At 52.9% G+C, this 16030-nt stretch carries 14 protein-coding genes; 11 read left to right on the top strand and 3 right to left on the bottom strand.

Annotated elements, in window-relative coordinates:
- Nucleotides 1-640 precede the first annotated feature (640 nt).
- The 3 genes from IPK01_04910 to IPK01_04900 all read left to right on the top strand — a co-directional run bounded on the left by IPK01_04910 (nt 641) and on the right by IPK01_04900 (nt 2492).
- On the top strand, nt 641-1840 hold the full coding sequence (locus tag IPK01_04910; protein MBK7932834.1) for a DEAD/DEAH box helicase: 1200 nt from the start codon (nt 641-643) through the stop codon (nt 1838-1840).
- A gap of 21 nt (nt 1841-1861) precedes the next feature.
- Entirely contained in the window at nt 1862-2212 is a 351-nt protein-coding gene (locus IPK01_04905; protein ID MBK7932833.1) for a hypothetical protein, read from the top strand.
- Between the two features lie 100 nt (nt 2213-2312).
- Nucleotides 2313-2492: a hypothetical protein gene (locus IPK01_04900; GenBank protein MBK7932832.1), complete on the top strand. Its 180-nt coding sequence runs from the start codon at nt 2313-2315 to the stop codon at nt 2490-2492.
- A 5-nt stretch (nt 2493-2497) separates the two neighbouring features.
- Here the strand turns inward: IPK01_04900 and ftcD are convergent, their stop codons facing one another.
- Both ftcD and IPK01_04890 read right to left on the bottom strand, forming a co-directional pair.
- Complete coding sequence (ftcD, locus tag IPK01_04895) at nt 2498-4192, bottom strand: glutamate formimidoyltransferase (GenBank protein ID MBK7932831.1); 1695 nt, start codon at nt 4190-4192, stop codon at nt 2498-2500.
- A gap of 173 nt (nt 4193-4365) precedes the next feature.
- Nucleotides 4366-4731, bottom strand: coding sequence for a hypothetical protein (locus IPK01_04890; GenBank protein ID MBK7932830.1), 366 nt, complete (start codon nt 4729-4731; stop codon nt 4366-4368).
- A gap of 212 nt (nt 4732-4943) precedes the next feature.
- Here IPK01_04890 and IPK01_04885 point away from each other — a divergent pair, with 212 nt between their 5' ends.
- The 6 genes from IPK01_04885 to IPK01_04860 are packed head-to-tail and all read left to right on the top strand — an operon-like array spanning nt 4944 to nt 12847.
- Nucleotides 4944-5597 (top strand): TetR/AcrR family transcriptional regulator, encoded by a 654-nt coding sequence (locus tag IPK01_04885; GenBank protein MBK7932829.1) that lies wholly within the window; start codon nt 4944-4946, stop codon nt 5595-5597.
- A gap of 23 nt (nt 5598-5620) precedes the next feature.
- Nucleotides 5621-6922, top strand: coding sequence for an efflux RND transporter periplasmic adaptor subunit (locus IPK01_04880; protein ID MBK7932828.1), 1302 nt, complete (start codon nt 5621-5623; stop codon nt 6920-6922).
- Nucleotides 6923-6934: 12 nt separating this feature from the next.
- On the top strand, nt 6935-8515 hold the full coding sequence (locus IPK01_04875) for an efflux RND transporter permease subunit (GenBank protein MBK7932827.1): 1581 nt from the start codon (nt 6935-6937) through the stop codon (nt 8513-8515).
- Nucleotides 8458-10128, top strand: a complete 1671-nt coding sequence (locus tag IPK01_04870) for an efflux RND transporter permease subunit (GenBank protein ID MBK7932826.1) — start codon at nt 8458-8460, stop codon at nt 10126-10128. The genes IPK01_04875 and IPK01_04870 overlap by 58 nt, the downstream gene beginning before the upstream one ends.
- Nucleotides 10129-10160: 32 nt before the next feature.
- Entirely contained in the window at nt 10161-11864 is a 1704-nt protein-coding gene (locus IPK01_04865) for a TolC family protein (GenBank protein MBK7932825.1), read from the top strand.
- Nucleotides 11864-12847: an NAD(P)H-quinone oxidoreductase gene (locus IPK01_04860; protein ID MBK7932824.1), complete on the top strand. Its 984-nt coding sequence runs from the start codon at nt 11864-11866 to the stop codon at nt 12845-12847. The genes IPK01_04865 and IPK01_04860 overlap by 1 nt, the downstream gene beginning before the upstream one ends.
- Here the strand turns inward: IPK01_04860 and IPK01_04855 are convergent.
- Nucleotides 12844-13146: a hypothetical protein gene (locus IPK01_04855; GenBank protein MBK7932823.1), complete on the bottom strand. Its 303-nt coding sequence runs from the start codon at nt 13144-13146 to the stop codon at nt 12844-12846. The genes IPK01_04860 and IPK01_04855 overlap by 4 nt on opposite strands.
- A gap of 488 nt (nt 13147-13634) precedes the next feature.
- Here IPK01_04855 and IPK01_04850 point away from each other — a divergent pair, with 488 nt between their 5' ends.
- Complete coding sequence (locus tag IPK01_04850; GenBank protein MBK7932822.1) at nt 13635-14705, top strand: SDR family oxidoreductase; 1071 nt, start codon at nt 13635-13637, stop codon at nt 14703-14705.
- Between the two features lie 58 nt (nt 14706-14763).
- Nucleotides 14764-15924, top strand: coding sequence for a VWA domain-containing protein (locus IPK01_04845; GenBank protein ID MBK7932821.1), 1161 nt, complete (start codon nt 14764-14766; stop codon nt 15922-15924).
- Nucleotides 15925-16030: the final 106 nt, after the last annotated feature.

Below are 16030 nucleotides of genomic sequence, written 5' to 3'. Positions count from 1 at the left end.
TTTTTTTCGAAAAATCGCGGGACACCGGCAAAATTGAGACGTAAGTGTTGCAAATACGGATACTTATTTGTCCCGCTAGGTGCTGAAAAACAGTGGGACAAGAGCGGGACAAGCGGAACAGGTCTGGTCACAAGGCACGATCACGTTTCGGATCGATGGGTATAAATGACGGCAGTTCGAGGCAAAAAACCGTCCGGAAATCAGCGTCTCCTCGCAACTGCTGTCCCGGCGTTTATTCCGTGCCGAGTTGGGGATAAATAATTAGCTTGCTATTTATCTGCGGACGCGCTAGTCTCATAGTTTGATAATTCCGTATCTCATTCATCGACGGTAAAGTCGCTTATATGTTTAAGCGTAATGGATAGTTCGAGAGACGGGTCGTTACGACTAGTTAGAAGCGGGTTCGCACAATGAATGCACGCCCCTCGAACGTAGGTTCCTTCGTTTTCACCGTTAGACTGAAGATCACTCCGCGTTAGTACTTCTTATTACATCCTGAAGATTTGTTTAGAGTTCCAACTCATGTTGGATATTCGTCTGTGTACACTGCGTTTGTAGGCACATTCGATCGATGCACCTGAATGCGTGCACTCAAAACCTACGCGAACCTTTAGTTGATCTAGAGATTTTTTAATTACAAATGACTTTTAAAGATTTAGGCTTGCTGCCGGTTTATACCGACAAATGTGAGCAGATGGGCTATACACAGCCTACACCGATCCAAGAACAGGCTATTCCTGTTGTACTCGAAGGCCGCGACATCATGGCTTGTGCCGAAACCGGTACAGGCAAAACCGCAGCGTTCCTGCTTCCCATACTTCAGAACCTCGCCGCCGATAAGAATCGACGCGGCACGAGCGTTCTCATTCTCTCGCCGACGCGCGAGCTTGCTAACCAGACCGAGGCCGCTTGCCGCCAGTTCGCACCCAAGGGTGTCAGCTGCACGGCGATCATCGGCGGTGCCGGTTATAACAAACAGATCCAGGCCCTTCGCCGCGGTGTTGATATCATCATCGCCACGCCCGGCCGCCTGATCGATTTTATGGACCAGGGAATGCTCAATTTTTCGAAATTGACCTGCCTCGTCCTCGACGAAGCCGACCGCATGCTCGATATGGGCTTTCTGCCGGCGATCAAACGCATCTCTAAGGTAATACCTGCGAAGCGTCAAACACTTTTCTTCTCGGCAACGATGTCGAACGAGATCGAACGTATCGCAACGCCGATGCTCGAAGATCCTGTATACATCGAGGTCAGCCCCCGCGGCAAGGCCGCGATGCTGATCGAACAGACGGCATATCCTGTCGCTGCTCAGTCGAAAACCGTTCTCCTGCTCGACCTGCTCGAGAAAGAAGATTTCGAACGCGTCCTGGTCTTCACCCGCACAAAACGCGGTGCCGACCGTCTCGCACACATCCTGGAGGCTCGTTCGCACAAATCGAACCGCATCCACGGCGACCGTTCACAGTCGCAGCGTGAGGCCGCACTTCGCAGCTTCAAATCGGGCCACACGAGCATCCTCGTCGCTACCGACGTTGCTGCCCGCGGAATCGATATCGATTCGGTCTCGCATGTGATAAACTATGATATACCCGAGGTTGCGGAGGACTACGTCCACCGTATCGGGCGTACCGGACGAGCCGGAAAAACGGGACGTGCGATCACGCTGTTTACGATCGCCGAGGAACATTCGATGCGTGCCATCGAAAAATTGACAGGCGAAAAGGTCGAGCGTGTATTCCACCCCGAATTTGGCGGACAAATGCTCGCTTCGGTTGCGACGAGCTCCGCTCCGGGCAAAAAGAACTTTCGTCAGTTCAGGCAGCGTCGCCATAGATAGAAATAGGGAAGGTAGACAAATATGTTGACAAAGAAGTACGAAGTTGGCGATACACTCGAAATGATGTGCTCTGCATGTGACGTCGAGAAAGATCACAACATCGAAACGGTTACCAAGCAAGGTAAGATCACGAAAGCAGTTTGTTCCGAATGCGGAACGGCCTCGACGTTCAGCCGCGGCGTTAAGACCGCAGTCAGCGTCGGCCGTGCCAAGGCCGCCTCGGACTATGACCGCACACGCAAATACCGAAAGGGACAGGCGATGATGCACACTAAATTCGGCCACGGCGAAGTCACGGCCGTCATCGAACCGCACAAAATTGACGTGCTTTTCGGCGACCAGACCCGCCGCCTGATCCACTCGCAAAGCTAACTGCTTGTTGTCAGTTAATTCAAAAAGGCCGTACCGAACCACAAAGGTCCGGTACGGCTTATTCTTTACTCTGACCACTAAACACTGACCACTGCCAGCCATGGACAATAAATACAACGTCCCGAAACCCAAGAAACCTGAGACCAAACTCGAGATCATCGCTGCTCAGATCGAAGAACTCGTAAAACAGCGCGACCGCACCACCGACCTCGCCGCAAAAGCTAAACTAAACGCCGAGATCACACGGCTATTTGCACAGTACGAACGAGCAAAGATCTAACGGTGTCAGAACTTCGAGTTAACGATCGCCATGATCTCGGCTTCAAGTTCGTTCGCTCGCCGTTCGATCTCCGCACCGCGGGCGACCAGGTCATCGGCAAACTCGCGATCCTTCAGGCCGGCCGCGTTGGTCTTGACGTTTAGATAAGCACCCATCACAGCCGCACGGGCACACAACGCACCGACTCCGGCGTCCGAAGCCGAGTTCGGATTGCCGTGCTCCGCCATCTCCTTGATGATCTCAAACGCGTCAAATGTCCGTTCCATCGTCCGAAATGGTATCTCGGTCGCGTATCTCGTCGCCGATTGAATAGCCGCCGTTCGGGCCGCCATTTCCTCGTCGGTCGTCTTCGGCAGGCCGAATGCGTCCATCACCTTGTTAAACGCGTTGGTGTCCTCATCGACCAACGACAAGAGTTCGTCTTTGATCTGCTGCCCTTTAACGGCCCAATCTGAAAACTCCTGCCAGCGGTCGTCCCAACCGGCTTTGTGCGACGAGAGGTTCGCGACCATCGTCGCGAGGGCCGCGCCGAGAGCTCCCATGTATGCCGCGATCGAACCGCCCCCTGGAGCCGGCGATTCGGACGCCGTTTCGTCGGCAAATGCACGGCACGTCATATCGACGAGGCTGTCCGTCTTGTACTCGGCCGCAATGTTGTATTCGATGATCTTCTCCTGCGGATCGAACGGCTTGAGGTCGTCGAGGCCCATCGATTTAATAGCGATCTTGATGATCTCAGCCTCGGTCACGCCGAGCGAGCGGCCCTGTTTGGTCAGATAATACTTACCGGCGTCGATGATCGCCTTTTTCGGTACAAGCCCGACGATCTCGAGCCCCGTCACTCGCAGCCCGCGTTGCCGTGCCTTTTCGCTCACCTCGTCAAACGCCACGTGCAGCGGCGTCTCGCTCAGATTCGTGATATTCATCGAAACCTGTGCGATGCCGTATTCCGCGATATACCAGCCGATCGCTTTGGTTCCTTTGAGCGTTCCGGGGATCATCACGGGTTCGCCGTTCTCATCCTTGACGATCTTGCCGGTGATCGGATTTCCCTCGCGCAAAGTGCGGCCTTTCTCACGAACGTCAAAAGCGATCGCATTCGCTCGGCGAGTCGAGGTCGTGTTGAGATTAAAATTGACCGCGATCAGAAAATCTCTCGCCCCTACCGCCACCGCACCTGATCGCGCGACCGACTCATTAAATTCCGTCGGCCCAAAATCCGGCTTCCACTCTGCGGACGCGATCTTGTCCCTTAGCCCTTCATACTCGCCCTCACGGCAATTTGCGAGGTTCCGGCGTTTCTCTTCGGTCGCGGCATTCTCATACGCATAGACCGGAAAGCCGAGTTCGGTGCCGATCCGCTCGCCTAATTTACGAGCGAGTTCGGCGGTCTCCTCCATTGTCACGCCCGAGATCGGAATCAGCGGCAGCACATCTGTCGCACCAAACCTCGGATGATCGCCCTTGTGCCGCCGCATGTCGATCAGTTCCTGAGCCTTTTTGACAGCCTGAAAAGCCGCCTCGGCGACCTCGTCCGGCGTCCCGACGAACGTCACGACCGTCCGGTTCGTCGAGTAGCCCGGATCTACGTCCAGCAGCTTAACGCCATCGATCTTTTCGACCACATCGGTGATCTGCGTGATCACCGTGATATCGCGCCCTTCGCTAAAATTTGGAACGCACTCGATTAGTTTTTTCATTTGATCTCAAATTGCCTGCCTGTCTCTTTCGCAGGGTTTCAATAAGAATATTATACGAAGCAAAGATTGCATATTTTACTGACACCTATCAACACGGAAGGCCGGAGTGATTGCCAAATGAAAAAGGCCGCATCTCGTCGAGATGCGGCCCTATTAACTTCAAATGATCGATCTTACGATTTTCGTCCGCCGCGGAGCAGCAATCCGAGCACTACGCCGACTGCGGCTGAAATGAGGATCGTTTGTCCCGGTTTTTGGCGGGCAAATTCCTTTGCGTCCTCGATCAACTCTTTCGGATCCTTCGCCGAGATCTCTTTGAACTTATCGCCGGCTGCCGAAAACTTGTCGCTGGCAAAATCCTTTGCCTTCGACGCCGCGTCCTGAATTTTCTGTCCGTATTCCTGTGCCTGCATCTTTAGATCTCCTAAAAATTCGTCGTCGATAAAACCGCTCTTGTCGTCACCTGTGCCGCCGACCGGCACGAGGCTCTGTTCCAATTCCTGTTCTGCTTTTTTAACTTCTGCTTCAAATTCCGACATATTAAATCCTACCTCCGAGTATTGATATCAATTAAAGCGACATTTCAGATGAGGCTGTTTCGCTATTGGTTGTAACGAATTTGACGCCTTCTTTGTTCGCAAATTCGCACGCTTGTGATTCTTATCACGATTTTATCTTGACAAGCTGAATCCCAAAATGAGAATCTTACGAAATTAGTAAGTGCTTACTTACTTAAGTAGAGAGTATAAATTTGATCAAAGATTTTTTCAAATGTGACCACGTTGGCCGAATGAAAGGCGACGAACGACGCGAGCAGATCTTACAGACGGCTGTCAACCTGTTTTCGCAGCGAGGTTTTAAGGGCACGACGACCAAAGAGATCGCACGTGTGGCTGGTGTTTCGGAGGCGATGGTATTTCGCCATTTTGAGAACAAGGACGCCCTTTACGGTGCGATCCTCGATACAAAGGGCTGTCAGGACGGTGTTCACCGCTTTCCCTGGGAAGAGAACGAAGTTCTTAAGGCCGCGATCGAACAAAAAGACGACTTTGCCGTATTTTATAACATTGCGTTTGACGCATTGAAAAAACACCAGGCTGACGAGGGCTTTATGCGGCTCTTGTTCTATTCGGCGCTCGAGGAACACGAGCTGGCCGAGCGGTTCTTTCACGAGTTCATCGAAAAGATCTACCAGTTCATCGGCAGCTATATCGAAGAACGTCAGCGTGACGGTGCCTTTCGTGAAATGAACCCGAGGATCGCCGTCCGGGCATTCCTCGGAATGTTGATACACCATTCACTGAACAACATTTTGTGGGATAAGAAGCGTGTGATCCTAGATATCTCGAACGAAGATGCCGCGAGGAATTTTGCAGAGATCCTGCTCCGCGGGATCAGGTCGTAAGTTTAGCTAAAACGACAATTATCATGAGAGTTAAGAAAGCAAGTACAACCTTGGCCATCTCGGTCCTGACGGCGGTCCTGACCGCAGCCGGTTGCGGATCGAAAACGGCGAATACGAATGCGAACGCGAGCAACCAGCCAACTACCGTCGATGTGACGACCACACAGGCTGTCAGCCGGCCGATCCCGACCTATTTTGAGGCGACCGGCAATTTGGCGAGCGACGCTCAGACGGATGTCGCCCCTGTCGTGGCGGGCAAGGTTCTCGAAGTCAATTTTGATGTCGGCAGCTACGTCACCAAGGGCAGCATAATGGTCAAACTAGACCCGCGTGACGCTCAGATCAGGCTTGAACAGGCCGAGGCACAGGTCGTTCAGCAGCGTCGTGCGGTAGATACGGCCATCGCGGCACTTAGGCAAGCACAGATCAGACTTGGGCTCAAGGATGGACAATCGTTCAATATAGAGACCTTTTCGCAGGTCAAATCGGTCAACGCGAACCTAACACTGGCGGAAAAGGAACTAGCCCGTACCCAGCGTCTGTTCGATACCGGCGATGTTTCCAAATCGATACTCGATCAACGTCGTGCGACCCGCGATTCGCTGCTTGGCCAACTCGACGAAGCCCGATCGAACGCGGCAGTCGCAGTTAGAGCGATCAATTCGGCAGAAGCCCAGGTCGCCGCCGCAAAATCGGCGGTCGCCACGGCTCAAACTCAGGTCGAACAGGCCCGCAAAGCCGTCAGCGACACCGCGATCTACGCACCGATCAGCGGCTATGTTTCTGAGCGAACCGCCGATCCCGGCGAATACCTTTCGCCACAGGCTCCAAATACAAAGATCGGTACTATCGTTCGGACATCGAGTCTGCGTATGCGTATCGATGTTCCCGAACAATCGATCGGCAGGGTCGCCGTCGGCCAAGGCATCTCACTTCAAACCAGTGCATATCCAGATCGAAATTTTGCCGGAACTGTCGTCCGAATTCTACCGAATGTAAACGTGACCGCCCGTACTCTCGTTGTCGAGGCAGAGGTCGATAACGGCGAAGGTCTACTCAAGCCGGGACAGTTCGCGACCGTCCGGATAACTCAGTCAAAGCCCGAACCGGCCATTATGGTCCCTGTGACGGCTGTTAAAGCCGAAGGCGATATCAACAAGGTCTACATAGTGAAAGACGGTGCCGCACGTGAAGTTCTGGTCCAAACCGGATTGCTAGAAAACGGTATGATCCAGATCAAAACCGGCATCGCCGAGGGCGACGTAGTGGCCACAAGTAATGTCAACACACTGTACGACGGCGTGCTCGTCAGGCAAATGAACTAGGGGTAATGATGTATGCAATGGCTTGCTGAAGTTTGTGTAAAGCGTCCGGTTTTTGCCACGATGTTGATCCTGTCGCTCGTGGTTGTCGGTGCATTTTCGTTTTTGAGCCTCGGCGTGGATCTATTTCCGAAGATCGACTTCCCGACAATTACCATCACGGTGATCAATCCCGGTGCTTCGCCCCAGGAAATGGAGACCGAGGTCACAGAAAAGATTGAAGAGGCAGTCAACACAATTTCCGGTATCGACGAACTCCGCTCCAGCTCGGTCGAAGGCATCACACAGGTATTCGTCCAGTTTGTTCTTGAAAAGGACGTGAACGTTGCAGCTCAGGAGGTTGAGAATCGCGTCCAAACGGTGATTCCAAACTTGCCGGAGACCGCCGAACAGCCGACAGTACAAAAGCTCGACACAGACGCCGCACCTGTTCTGCGCATTTCAGTTTCCGCCCCGAAATCACTTCGTGATGTGACAGAGGTCGCCAAGAACCAGATCAAGGAACGCATCGAATCGATCAACGGAGTTGGCCAGATCACCATCATTGGTGGAGCCGAACGGCAGATCAATGTCTGGGTAGATCCTGACAAAATGCGTTCGTACAACGTAACTCCGGCCGAAGTTTCGGGTGCCTTAAAGATTCAGAACATGGAGTTCCCTTCGGGGCGGCTGGACGAGGGGCAAAAGGAAACGAGCGTCCGCACAGTCGGAAAGATCCAGAAGCCAGAGGAATTTAACAACATCGTTGTGGCCACTCGCGGCACTTATCAGGTTAAGGTCAAGGATATCGGCTACGTCGAAGACGGCGCCGAAGAAGTTCGGTCCGAGGCCCGCCTCAACGGATCGCCGGCCGTAACACTCATCGTCGCAAAGCAGTCGGGCCAGAACACCGTTGCAGTTGCCCATGAGATAAAAGAGCGCCTCAAAGAGATCGAACCTACACTGCCGCCGGGCTTCCAAATGAGGATCATCGGTGACAACTCCGTGTTTATCGAAAACTCGCTCCATGCGATCGAAGAGCACCTTGTGGTCGGATCGATCCTCGCGGCGATCGTGGTCTTCTTCTTTCTATGGAGTTTCCGAACGACCTTTATTGCCGCACTTGCGATCCCTACTTCCATCATTTCGACTTTCGGATTGATGTACGCGATGGGCTACACACTCAATTCGATCACGATGCTTTCGCTTACGCTGATGGTCGGTATCGTCATCGATGACGCGATCGTTGTGCTTGAGAACATATATCGCTTTGTCGAAGAAAAGGGCATGAACCCATTCCAAGCGGCGATCGAGGGCACACGTGAGATCGGTATGGCGGTACTAGCAACGACGCTTTCGCTGATGGCAGTTTTTGTGCCGATCGGATTTATGCAGGGCATAGTCGGCCGCTTTATGTCGAGTTTTGGTTTGACGGCATCGTTTGCGGTTTTGGTCTCGTTGATCGTGTCATTTACGCTCACGCCAATGCTAGCGGCTCGCTTGATCAAACATAAGAAAGAGAAGAAAGCTAAGGAAATCGAAGAAATAAAGGCGACGGAATGCTCGAACCAAAGAGCGAATCCGACAGCCATTACACCGGTTGGTTCCGTGCTGTAGATCGTTTTTACACCTATTTGCTTCGATTTTCGATGGGTCATCGCTGGGTTATCGTGACGCTCTGCATCCTCGTGTTCTTGAGCATCGTTCCGTTATTCACATATGTCGGTAAGAACTTTTTACCGGTAGACGACCAGTCGCAATTTGAGGTCACGGTGCGCGCCCCCGAGGGTTCGAGTATAAGTGCAACGTCGCAGATCTTCGAACGCATCGCTTCCGAGATCCGTAAAATGCCGGGCGTTACCGATACGCTATCAACCGTCGGCGGAGGGCAGGCTCAGGTCGTTAACTCGGGCTCGATCTACGTTAAGTTAAGCGATATCAAAGCCCGCACAAAATCGCAGGAAGATCTCATGGCCGCCACGCGAGATCTGCTCAAGAATTTTCCGGCCGATCTCCGAACCGGCGTTCAGCCCGTGCAGGCATTCTCAGGCGGGGGATTTCGCAGTGCGAACGTTCAGTTCCTGATAGCCGGCCCCGATCTCAAAAAGCTCGAAGAGTATTCGACAAAGATCATGGAGAAGATGAAGTCGATCCCGGATGCTGTCGACGTCGACTCAACGCTCGTGAGCGGCAAGCCCGAGGTTCAGCTCGAGATCGATCGCGATACGGCCGCGGATCTGGGTGTTCGGGTGGGCGATATCTCGCAAGCACTGAATACGCTTGTTGCCGGACAACAGGCGACCACATTCAACGCCGGTACTGATCAATACGAGGTGCGAGTACGGGCGATAAATTCGTTCCGATCAGATACCGAAGGGCTGAGCCGAATGATCGTACCGTCGGCAAAGGTCGGTTGGGTCACGCTCGACCGCGTAGTGAAGCCAAAACCCGGTACGGGGCCGAGTTCGGTAGATCGGACAAATCGACAGCGTCAGGTCACTCTGCTCGCGAACACAAGACCAGGTGGTTCGGCTGCGAGTATTACCTCGGCGATCGACAGCTACATAAAAGAGCTCAATCTGCCGAAAGGCTATCGGACCGGCTATGTTGGCCAGTCTAAGGAAATGGGCAAAGCGGGTTTTTACTTCCTGCTAGCCTTCGCGTTGTCATTCATTTTTATGTACATCGTGCTGGCGGCTCAGTTCGAGTCGTTCATCCACCCGGTCACAATCTTGCTGACTCTGCCGCTCTCGGTACCATTCGGCATTTTTAGCCTGCTCGTCGCCGGGCAGACGGTAAACATCTTTTCCGGCCTCGGACTGCTACTGCTCTTCGGCGTAGTTAAAAAGAACGCGATCTTGCAGATCGACCACACGAATGGCCTTCGTTCGAAAGGAATGAACCGTTACGAAGCTATCATTCAGGCAAATCGCGATCGTCTCCGTCCGATCCTGATGACAACCATTGCGCTGGTTGCCGGGATGATCCCGCTAGTAGTCTCGACCGGTGCAGGCTCCGGCACTAATCGCTCGATCGGCGTGCTTGTCGTCGGCGGGCAGTCACTTTGTCTGCTGCTCACTTTGCTGGCGGTACCAGTGTTTTATTCGATCTTTGACGATCTTGCTGAGATGCGGCTTTTCCGGTACGTGAACCGGTTCGCGACCTGGATATTCGGTGGGGCAAAACGCAAATTCTCGACCGCCGCGAGCTCGCTGCTTTCGAAGCAGTAATTTTTATGAAACGGCATTTATACTTAATCATATTGGCATTGCTGATTGCAGCCGGCAGCGAGGCTCTGGCTCAGAGCCCGACGCCGACGCCTGCCGTGAGCGACGTCCAAAATGTCGCGCCGGAAAATATCTTAGGAGTTCCCGAGGTCGCTGCAAAATACAGTTCGGATGATCGTTCGCTTCCGGATCTTGGCCGCGTTGGCGTCGATATGACGGACCAAAAACCGCTCACATTGCGCGAAGCGATCGAGCTCGCACTCGAAAACAACCGCGATATCGAAGTCGCTCGCAAATCATCGGCGATCGCCGAATGGGACCTTCGCAGCACCGGCGGAATCTTTCAGCCGAGGCTTTCGGGCCAGTCGTACTACGAACGGGCGACGACGCCGAACGTCAGTATTTTCAGCAATAATCAGAAGACCACGCAGGGTTCATTCATCGCCAACGCGACGGTGCAGGGATACCTTCCGCGATTTGGTACGGTCCTGGCGGGAACATTTAACAATTCCCGCGTGACCACGGATAATCCGATCAGCATCCTGAGCCCGCAATATAATTCGAGTCTTGGATTTTCGCTTACTCAGCCTTTGTTCAGAGGACGGAAATTCGACGCTGGACGCCGAACTATCGAAATCGCCAAACGCAATATTGAACTGACCGATACGCAGTTTCGCCAGCGTTCGATCGAGGTTGTTGCGGCGGTTGAGAAAGCGTATTGGGATCTTGCCTACGCGCTCCGAAACTTACAGGTGCAACGTGACGGCGTTCGCGACGCCAAGTCTCAGCTCGAACATAACCGCCGCCTCGTCGAGGAGGGCCAACTTGCTCCGATCGACATAGTTGCCGCCGAAACGCAGGTCGCTAATTTTGAACAAGCTGTTTATGACGCGTTAAACATTGTGAACACGACCGAAAATGTCGTCAAAAGCCTGATCTCACCAAACCGCAATAATTCGATATGGCGGCAGGCCTTGACCCCGGTCGAAAGCGTCGAAAAAGAGATACCAAGGACCACACTGCCCGAGGCAATGGACCTTGCGCTCGGAAACAGGCCCGAGATGGAGATCAATAAGGTCCAGAAAGATATCAATCTGCTCGACCAACGACTCTATCGAGATCAGAAAAAACCCCAGATCGACTTCACCGCCGGTTATACATCGGCCGGCGTCGGCGGCAGCCAAAATCCGGGCTTTAATCCCACGTTTCCAGGGCCGTGTACGACAGTGCCGCCCGACCCTGTTGGCTGTGCTCAGCAGCAAGAGAATCTTGCTTTGCTCACGGGCAGCCCATTTCGCGGTGTTTTTGCTAACAGATATCCGGTTCTGCGGTTCGGCATCAATTTCAACATTCCTCTTTTCGGCGATAAGACCGCGAATGCCCAACTTGGGCGAGCAAAAGTCGAGGCGGAACGCATTAACACGCAGCGGGAACAGATCGAACAAGGCATCCAGGTCGAAGTTCGAAATGCGCTCCAATCGGTCCGCACTTCGGAAGGCCGCCTACGAGCAGCCGCGATCGCTCGTGAGAACACGGCAAAACAATATGAATCGGAGCAGCGAAAGCTCGACGAAGGCCAATCAGATATTTACAAAGTGCTCGAACGACAAACCGCCCTCGCCGCCGCACGCAGTAACGAGCTTCGCGCCCGCACCGAGCTTAACAAAGCCATTGCCGAACTAGAACGTGCAACGGGCAACTCACTTAAAGCAAATGATATCGAAGCTAAGATTAAATAATGCAAGCCGTATATATCACCGAATTTGGAACTCCCGAAAACCTCGAGATCCGTGAGATCCCCGATCCGGCAACCCCCCAAAACACGCAGGTTCTTGTCCGCGTGAAGACCGCCGGCCTCAATCGAGCCGATCTGCTCCAAGTCGCTGGGTTGTACCCGCCGCCAGCCGGATATTCGAATAATATTCCAGGCCTTGAATTCGCCGGCGAGGTTGTTGAAGTCGGAAATCACGTTTGCAAATGGAAAGCGGGTGACCGAGTTTTTGGCATCGTTGCCGGAGAATCGCAGGCTGAGCTTTTGCTCATCGACGAGGCTCTGTTAGCTCAAATTCCGGAGAACCTGAGTTTCATCCACGCTGCCGCAGTGCCCGAGGCGTTCATCACCGCGCACGACGCGGTCTTCACTCTCGGCGGCCTCAGTGAAGGCAAAACTCTGCTTATTCACGCCGTCGGTTCCGGTGTCGGACTTGCCGGTTTGCAAATCGCCAAGGCGAAAGGAGCAACGGTCCTCGGCACCTCACGAACCGCTCAAAAGCTAGAGAGATGTTCCGAGTTCGGGCTCGATCTTGGCATCGCAACTTCGGAAACCAAATTTGCCGAAGCTGTTCTTGAGAAAACCGGCGGACGCGGAGTCGATGTAATTCTCGACCTCGTCGGTGGGGCGTATTTTGAACTAAATCTCGCCAGCTTAGCTATGAAAGGCCGCCTGATACTTGTCGGCCTCACTTCGGGTCGAATGGCTCAATTCAACCTCGGGATCGCGCTTCAAAAACGTGCGAGTATTATTGGCACGACGCTTCGCGGCCGCTCAAACGAAGAAAAGGCTGAAGCCACAAGTTACTTTGTCGACGACGTTTTACCAATGCTCATCGCCGGCACGGTCGAGCCTAATGTCGACCGTGTCTATCCCGTCAATGACGTTGTTGCTGCTTATAATTATTTGAAGTCCAACGAGAGTTTTGGAAAGGTCGTGCTGGAATTTTAACGTTTCATGCGTGCGGCGGCTTCGTCGGTGATGACGCACAGGCCGGTGATGCCATGCGAGTCGAGCAACCACATAAGCTCGGCAGCCTGCCGATAGGTCAACCCTCCGGCTTCGATCTGTTCGAACGAAACCAGCGACCAGCACGGCTCGTCGAGCTCGCTTTTTGCCTCAACCGTCGGGTCCGGCCATGAAAGATCCGGTTCCAGCGACAACCGAAAGTCGAAGAAGTTTTCTTCTGATTCGGGCTCGGTTCTCTTTTTCAGATGCTCGAGGCCTGACCGCATTTCCTGAATTCTCATACAAATCAGCTCTACCTCGGAATCTATCACATCGGTCAAAGTGATGTAAACACAAATAATATCGGAGTTTCACTTGATCTCGGGCCGTCGGGTGTGTCGCCCCCGGCGATCCGTCAAATAGACAAGCAACAGTCAGTCAGCGACGCATCTCGGCCTCTTTGGTATCTGGGTTTGCCAACTGGTAACCAGGAAAATGGTTCCGGTGACACAAAATCAACCTCCGGTGACGCATAAATTGAGTTTGGCTGCATGGAATTTGACCATTGGTGACACAGATATTTTTCGTTTCAGACAGTTGCTGATAATGCCGTTTGCAATTTTGTCTGCGTCGGTTAATCATCGCCTGTGAACGACGCATTCGTACCTGTCTTCAGATCGCTTTTCATGCCGACATTTATGATCTGACAAAGCTGCTCGGCCGATACCGAAATGCTTAGCCTGCTGTTTCCACATTAACGCTCAAGACTTGCTAGAATGAATTTAGCCTTATGATCTTTCGCGAGTCCATTTTTATCACCGGCTTTCCCGGATTTATCGCCGGCCGCCTGGTCGAACGCCTCGCCAAAAGCGAAACTCAGTTCTTTTTGCTGGTTCAGACCGAATTTGTCGAAAAGGCGATGGCGGAGATCACCGAGATCGCCGATTTTACCAATACGCCGCTCGAGAGCTACGTAATCGTCGAGGGCGACATCACAAAACCAAACCTCGGTATTGCCAAAGAAGACCTCGAAACCATCGCCTACGAAACTACCGATGTCTTTCACCTCGCGGCGGTTTACGATCTCGCGGTCCCCAAAAATATCGCCGCAAGCGTCAATCTCGAGGGGACGAAAAACGTCAACAATTTTGTTCGCACGCTCAAGAACCTACGTCGTTACAACTATATCTCGACCTGCTACGTAGCCGGAAAACGTATTGGGGAGATCCGAGAGGACGAACTTGAACACGACGCCGGTTTTCGCAATCATTACGAGGAGACCAAATATTTTGCCGAAATTGAAGTCGAAAAACTCAAATCCGATCTACCCGTAACGATCTTTCGCCCATCAATAGTCGTAGGAGATTCGCAGACTGGCGAGACGGCAAAGTACGACGGCATTTATTACCTTATCCAATATCTCAGAAAGGCCCCGATGCTGCTTCGCGTCGTAAATGTCGGCAATAAGAACGTCAGGCTCAATCTCGTACCAGTCGATTTCGTCGTCGATGCTATCGCCGCTCTGGCACGTGACAAGGCCGCGACCGGAAAGACCATTGCTCTCGCGGACCCGTCGCCCCTGACGACCGCCGGGCTTTTCGATGTCATTGCCAAGGATCTGACCGGTCGAAAGTCAGAGTTCGCCCCGCCCGCAAAGCTTACCGAGTGGTTTCTGAACACACCGATCTCGCCGCCGATCACAGGATTGCCAAAGGTCGGCGTACCGTACTTTTTCATTTCCCAAACGTACGGCACCTCGGTCGCCGACACACTATTGAGACCGTACGGTATTAGCTGCCCCAATTTCGCTTCGTACGTCTCTAATCTGCTTGATTTTGTCGAAGAAAACCCGAAATTGTAAGTGCGGCCTGCGACGCTTTCCAGATCTTTTGGTCTAATCAAAGCAAATTAGCCGCTATATGAGGCATCTTACCCGTAAGAGTTTTATGTTTTCAAAACGCCACACACTTGTCTTTTTGGTCCTTGCCACGCTTTTTGGTCTGGTTGTTTCAGTGAGCGGTCAATCCGGCCGTGTCCAACCGACGCCGACGCCGGATGACACGATCCGTGTCGTTACAGAGGAGATCAAGCTTAACGTGTTGGCGTTTGACGAGCGCGACAATTTTTTCCCGGGTGTCGAGGCCCGTGACATCGTTATCACCGATGACGACATTCTCCATCAACCGACAAGCGTTCGTTTTGTTCCGGCAAATATCCTTATCGTAATGGATACTGGCGGCGAGATGAGGAGCGTCAAGACACTCGACTGGACTCGCAAGGTTGCGCGCGGCGTTATCGCATCGCTTAGGCCCGAAGATTCTATCGCTCTAATTCAGTATAGCGAAACGGCCGAGGTCGTCTCGGAATGGACTAACGACCGTAACGCGATCAACGAAGCAGTAAAGCGCACCAACTTCGGCCGCAAGTCGGCGTTCGCGGCGGCTTTGAAGATCGCCGCTCAACTTTTTGATCGAAATTCGCTCGACAATAAACACCTTGTTCTCATAACTGACGGCACCGATAGCTCGGTCAGTATCGATCAGGTCGGCATCGAACTTCAAAAGTTCCTCGCGACCGATATTACGGTTCATGTTCTCAGCTATACATCAATGGAATCGGTCGACATTGCTCCGCGAACGAGCATGATCTCAAACACGCCGCCTCGCAGTGCGATGCCTGACATGGTCAAAGACCAATTGCCGAAAGGCGGCCCGCAGGAAGCCGCCAAACAGCCAAAGATAGGGCCAACGATCAATCTCGACCGCACACTGCTCAAAAAGATAAAGGCCCGTAAAGCCGACCTCGAGACAAGCCAAGCACAACTGGAAAAGGTCGTCGAAAATACCAACGGCGTCTTCGTACTGCCCGAATCGACTGACGAAATGGTCGAAAAAGCGTCACTTGTCGCCCGAATGATCGATTCGAGCTATGTGGTCACTTACACGCCAAAAAATCCTGTCATCGAAACACGCGGCATCGCGACGCGAAATATCGAGGTCACGTCAAAACGCCCCGGCTTGATCGTTCAGGCTCGACGTAAACTCATCTTTAATGCAGGTACTGAGACCCGGACAAAATGAGATCGAAGTTGTTCGAACTTTGCATCCGGCGAATCCGACTGACTGCGAACCTCAAGAATATCGCCCCCAGCATCCTCGAGAAAAAATTCACAATCTTGTTTGACAT

This window comes from Acidobacteriota bacterium (genome assembly GCA_016713675.1).
In the GTDB taxonomy this organism is placed as follows: domain Bacteria; phylum Acidobacteriota; class Blastocatellia; order Pyrinomonadales; family Pyrinomonadaceae; genus OLB17.
This window is presented reverse-complemented; position numbering and strand designations above follow the sequence as displayed.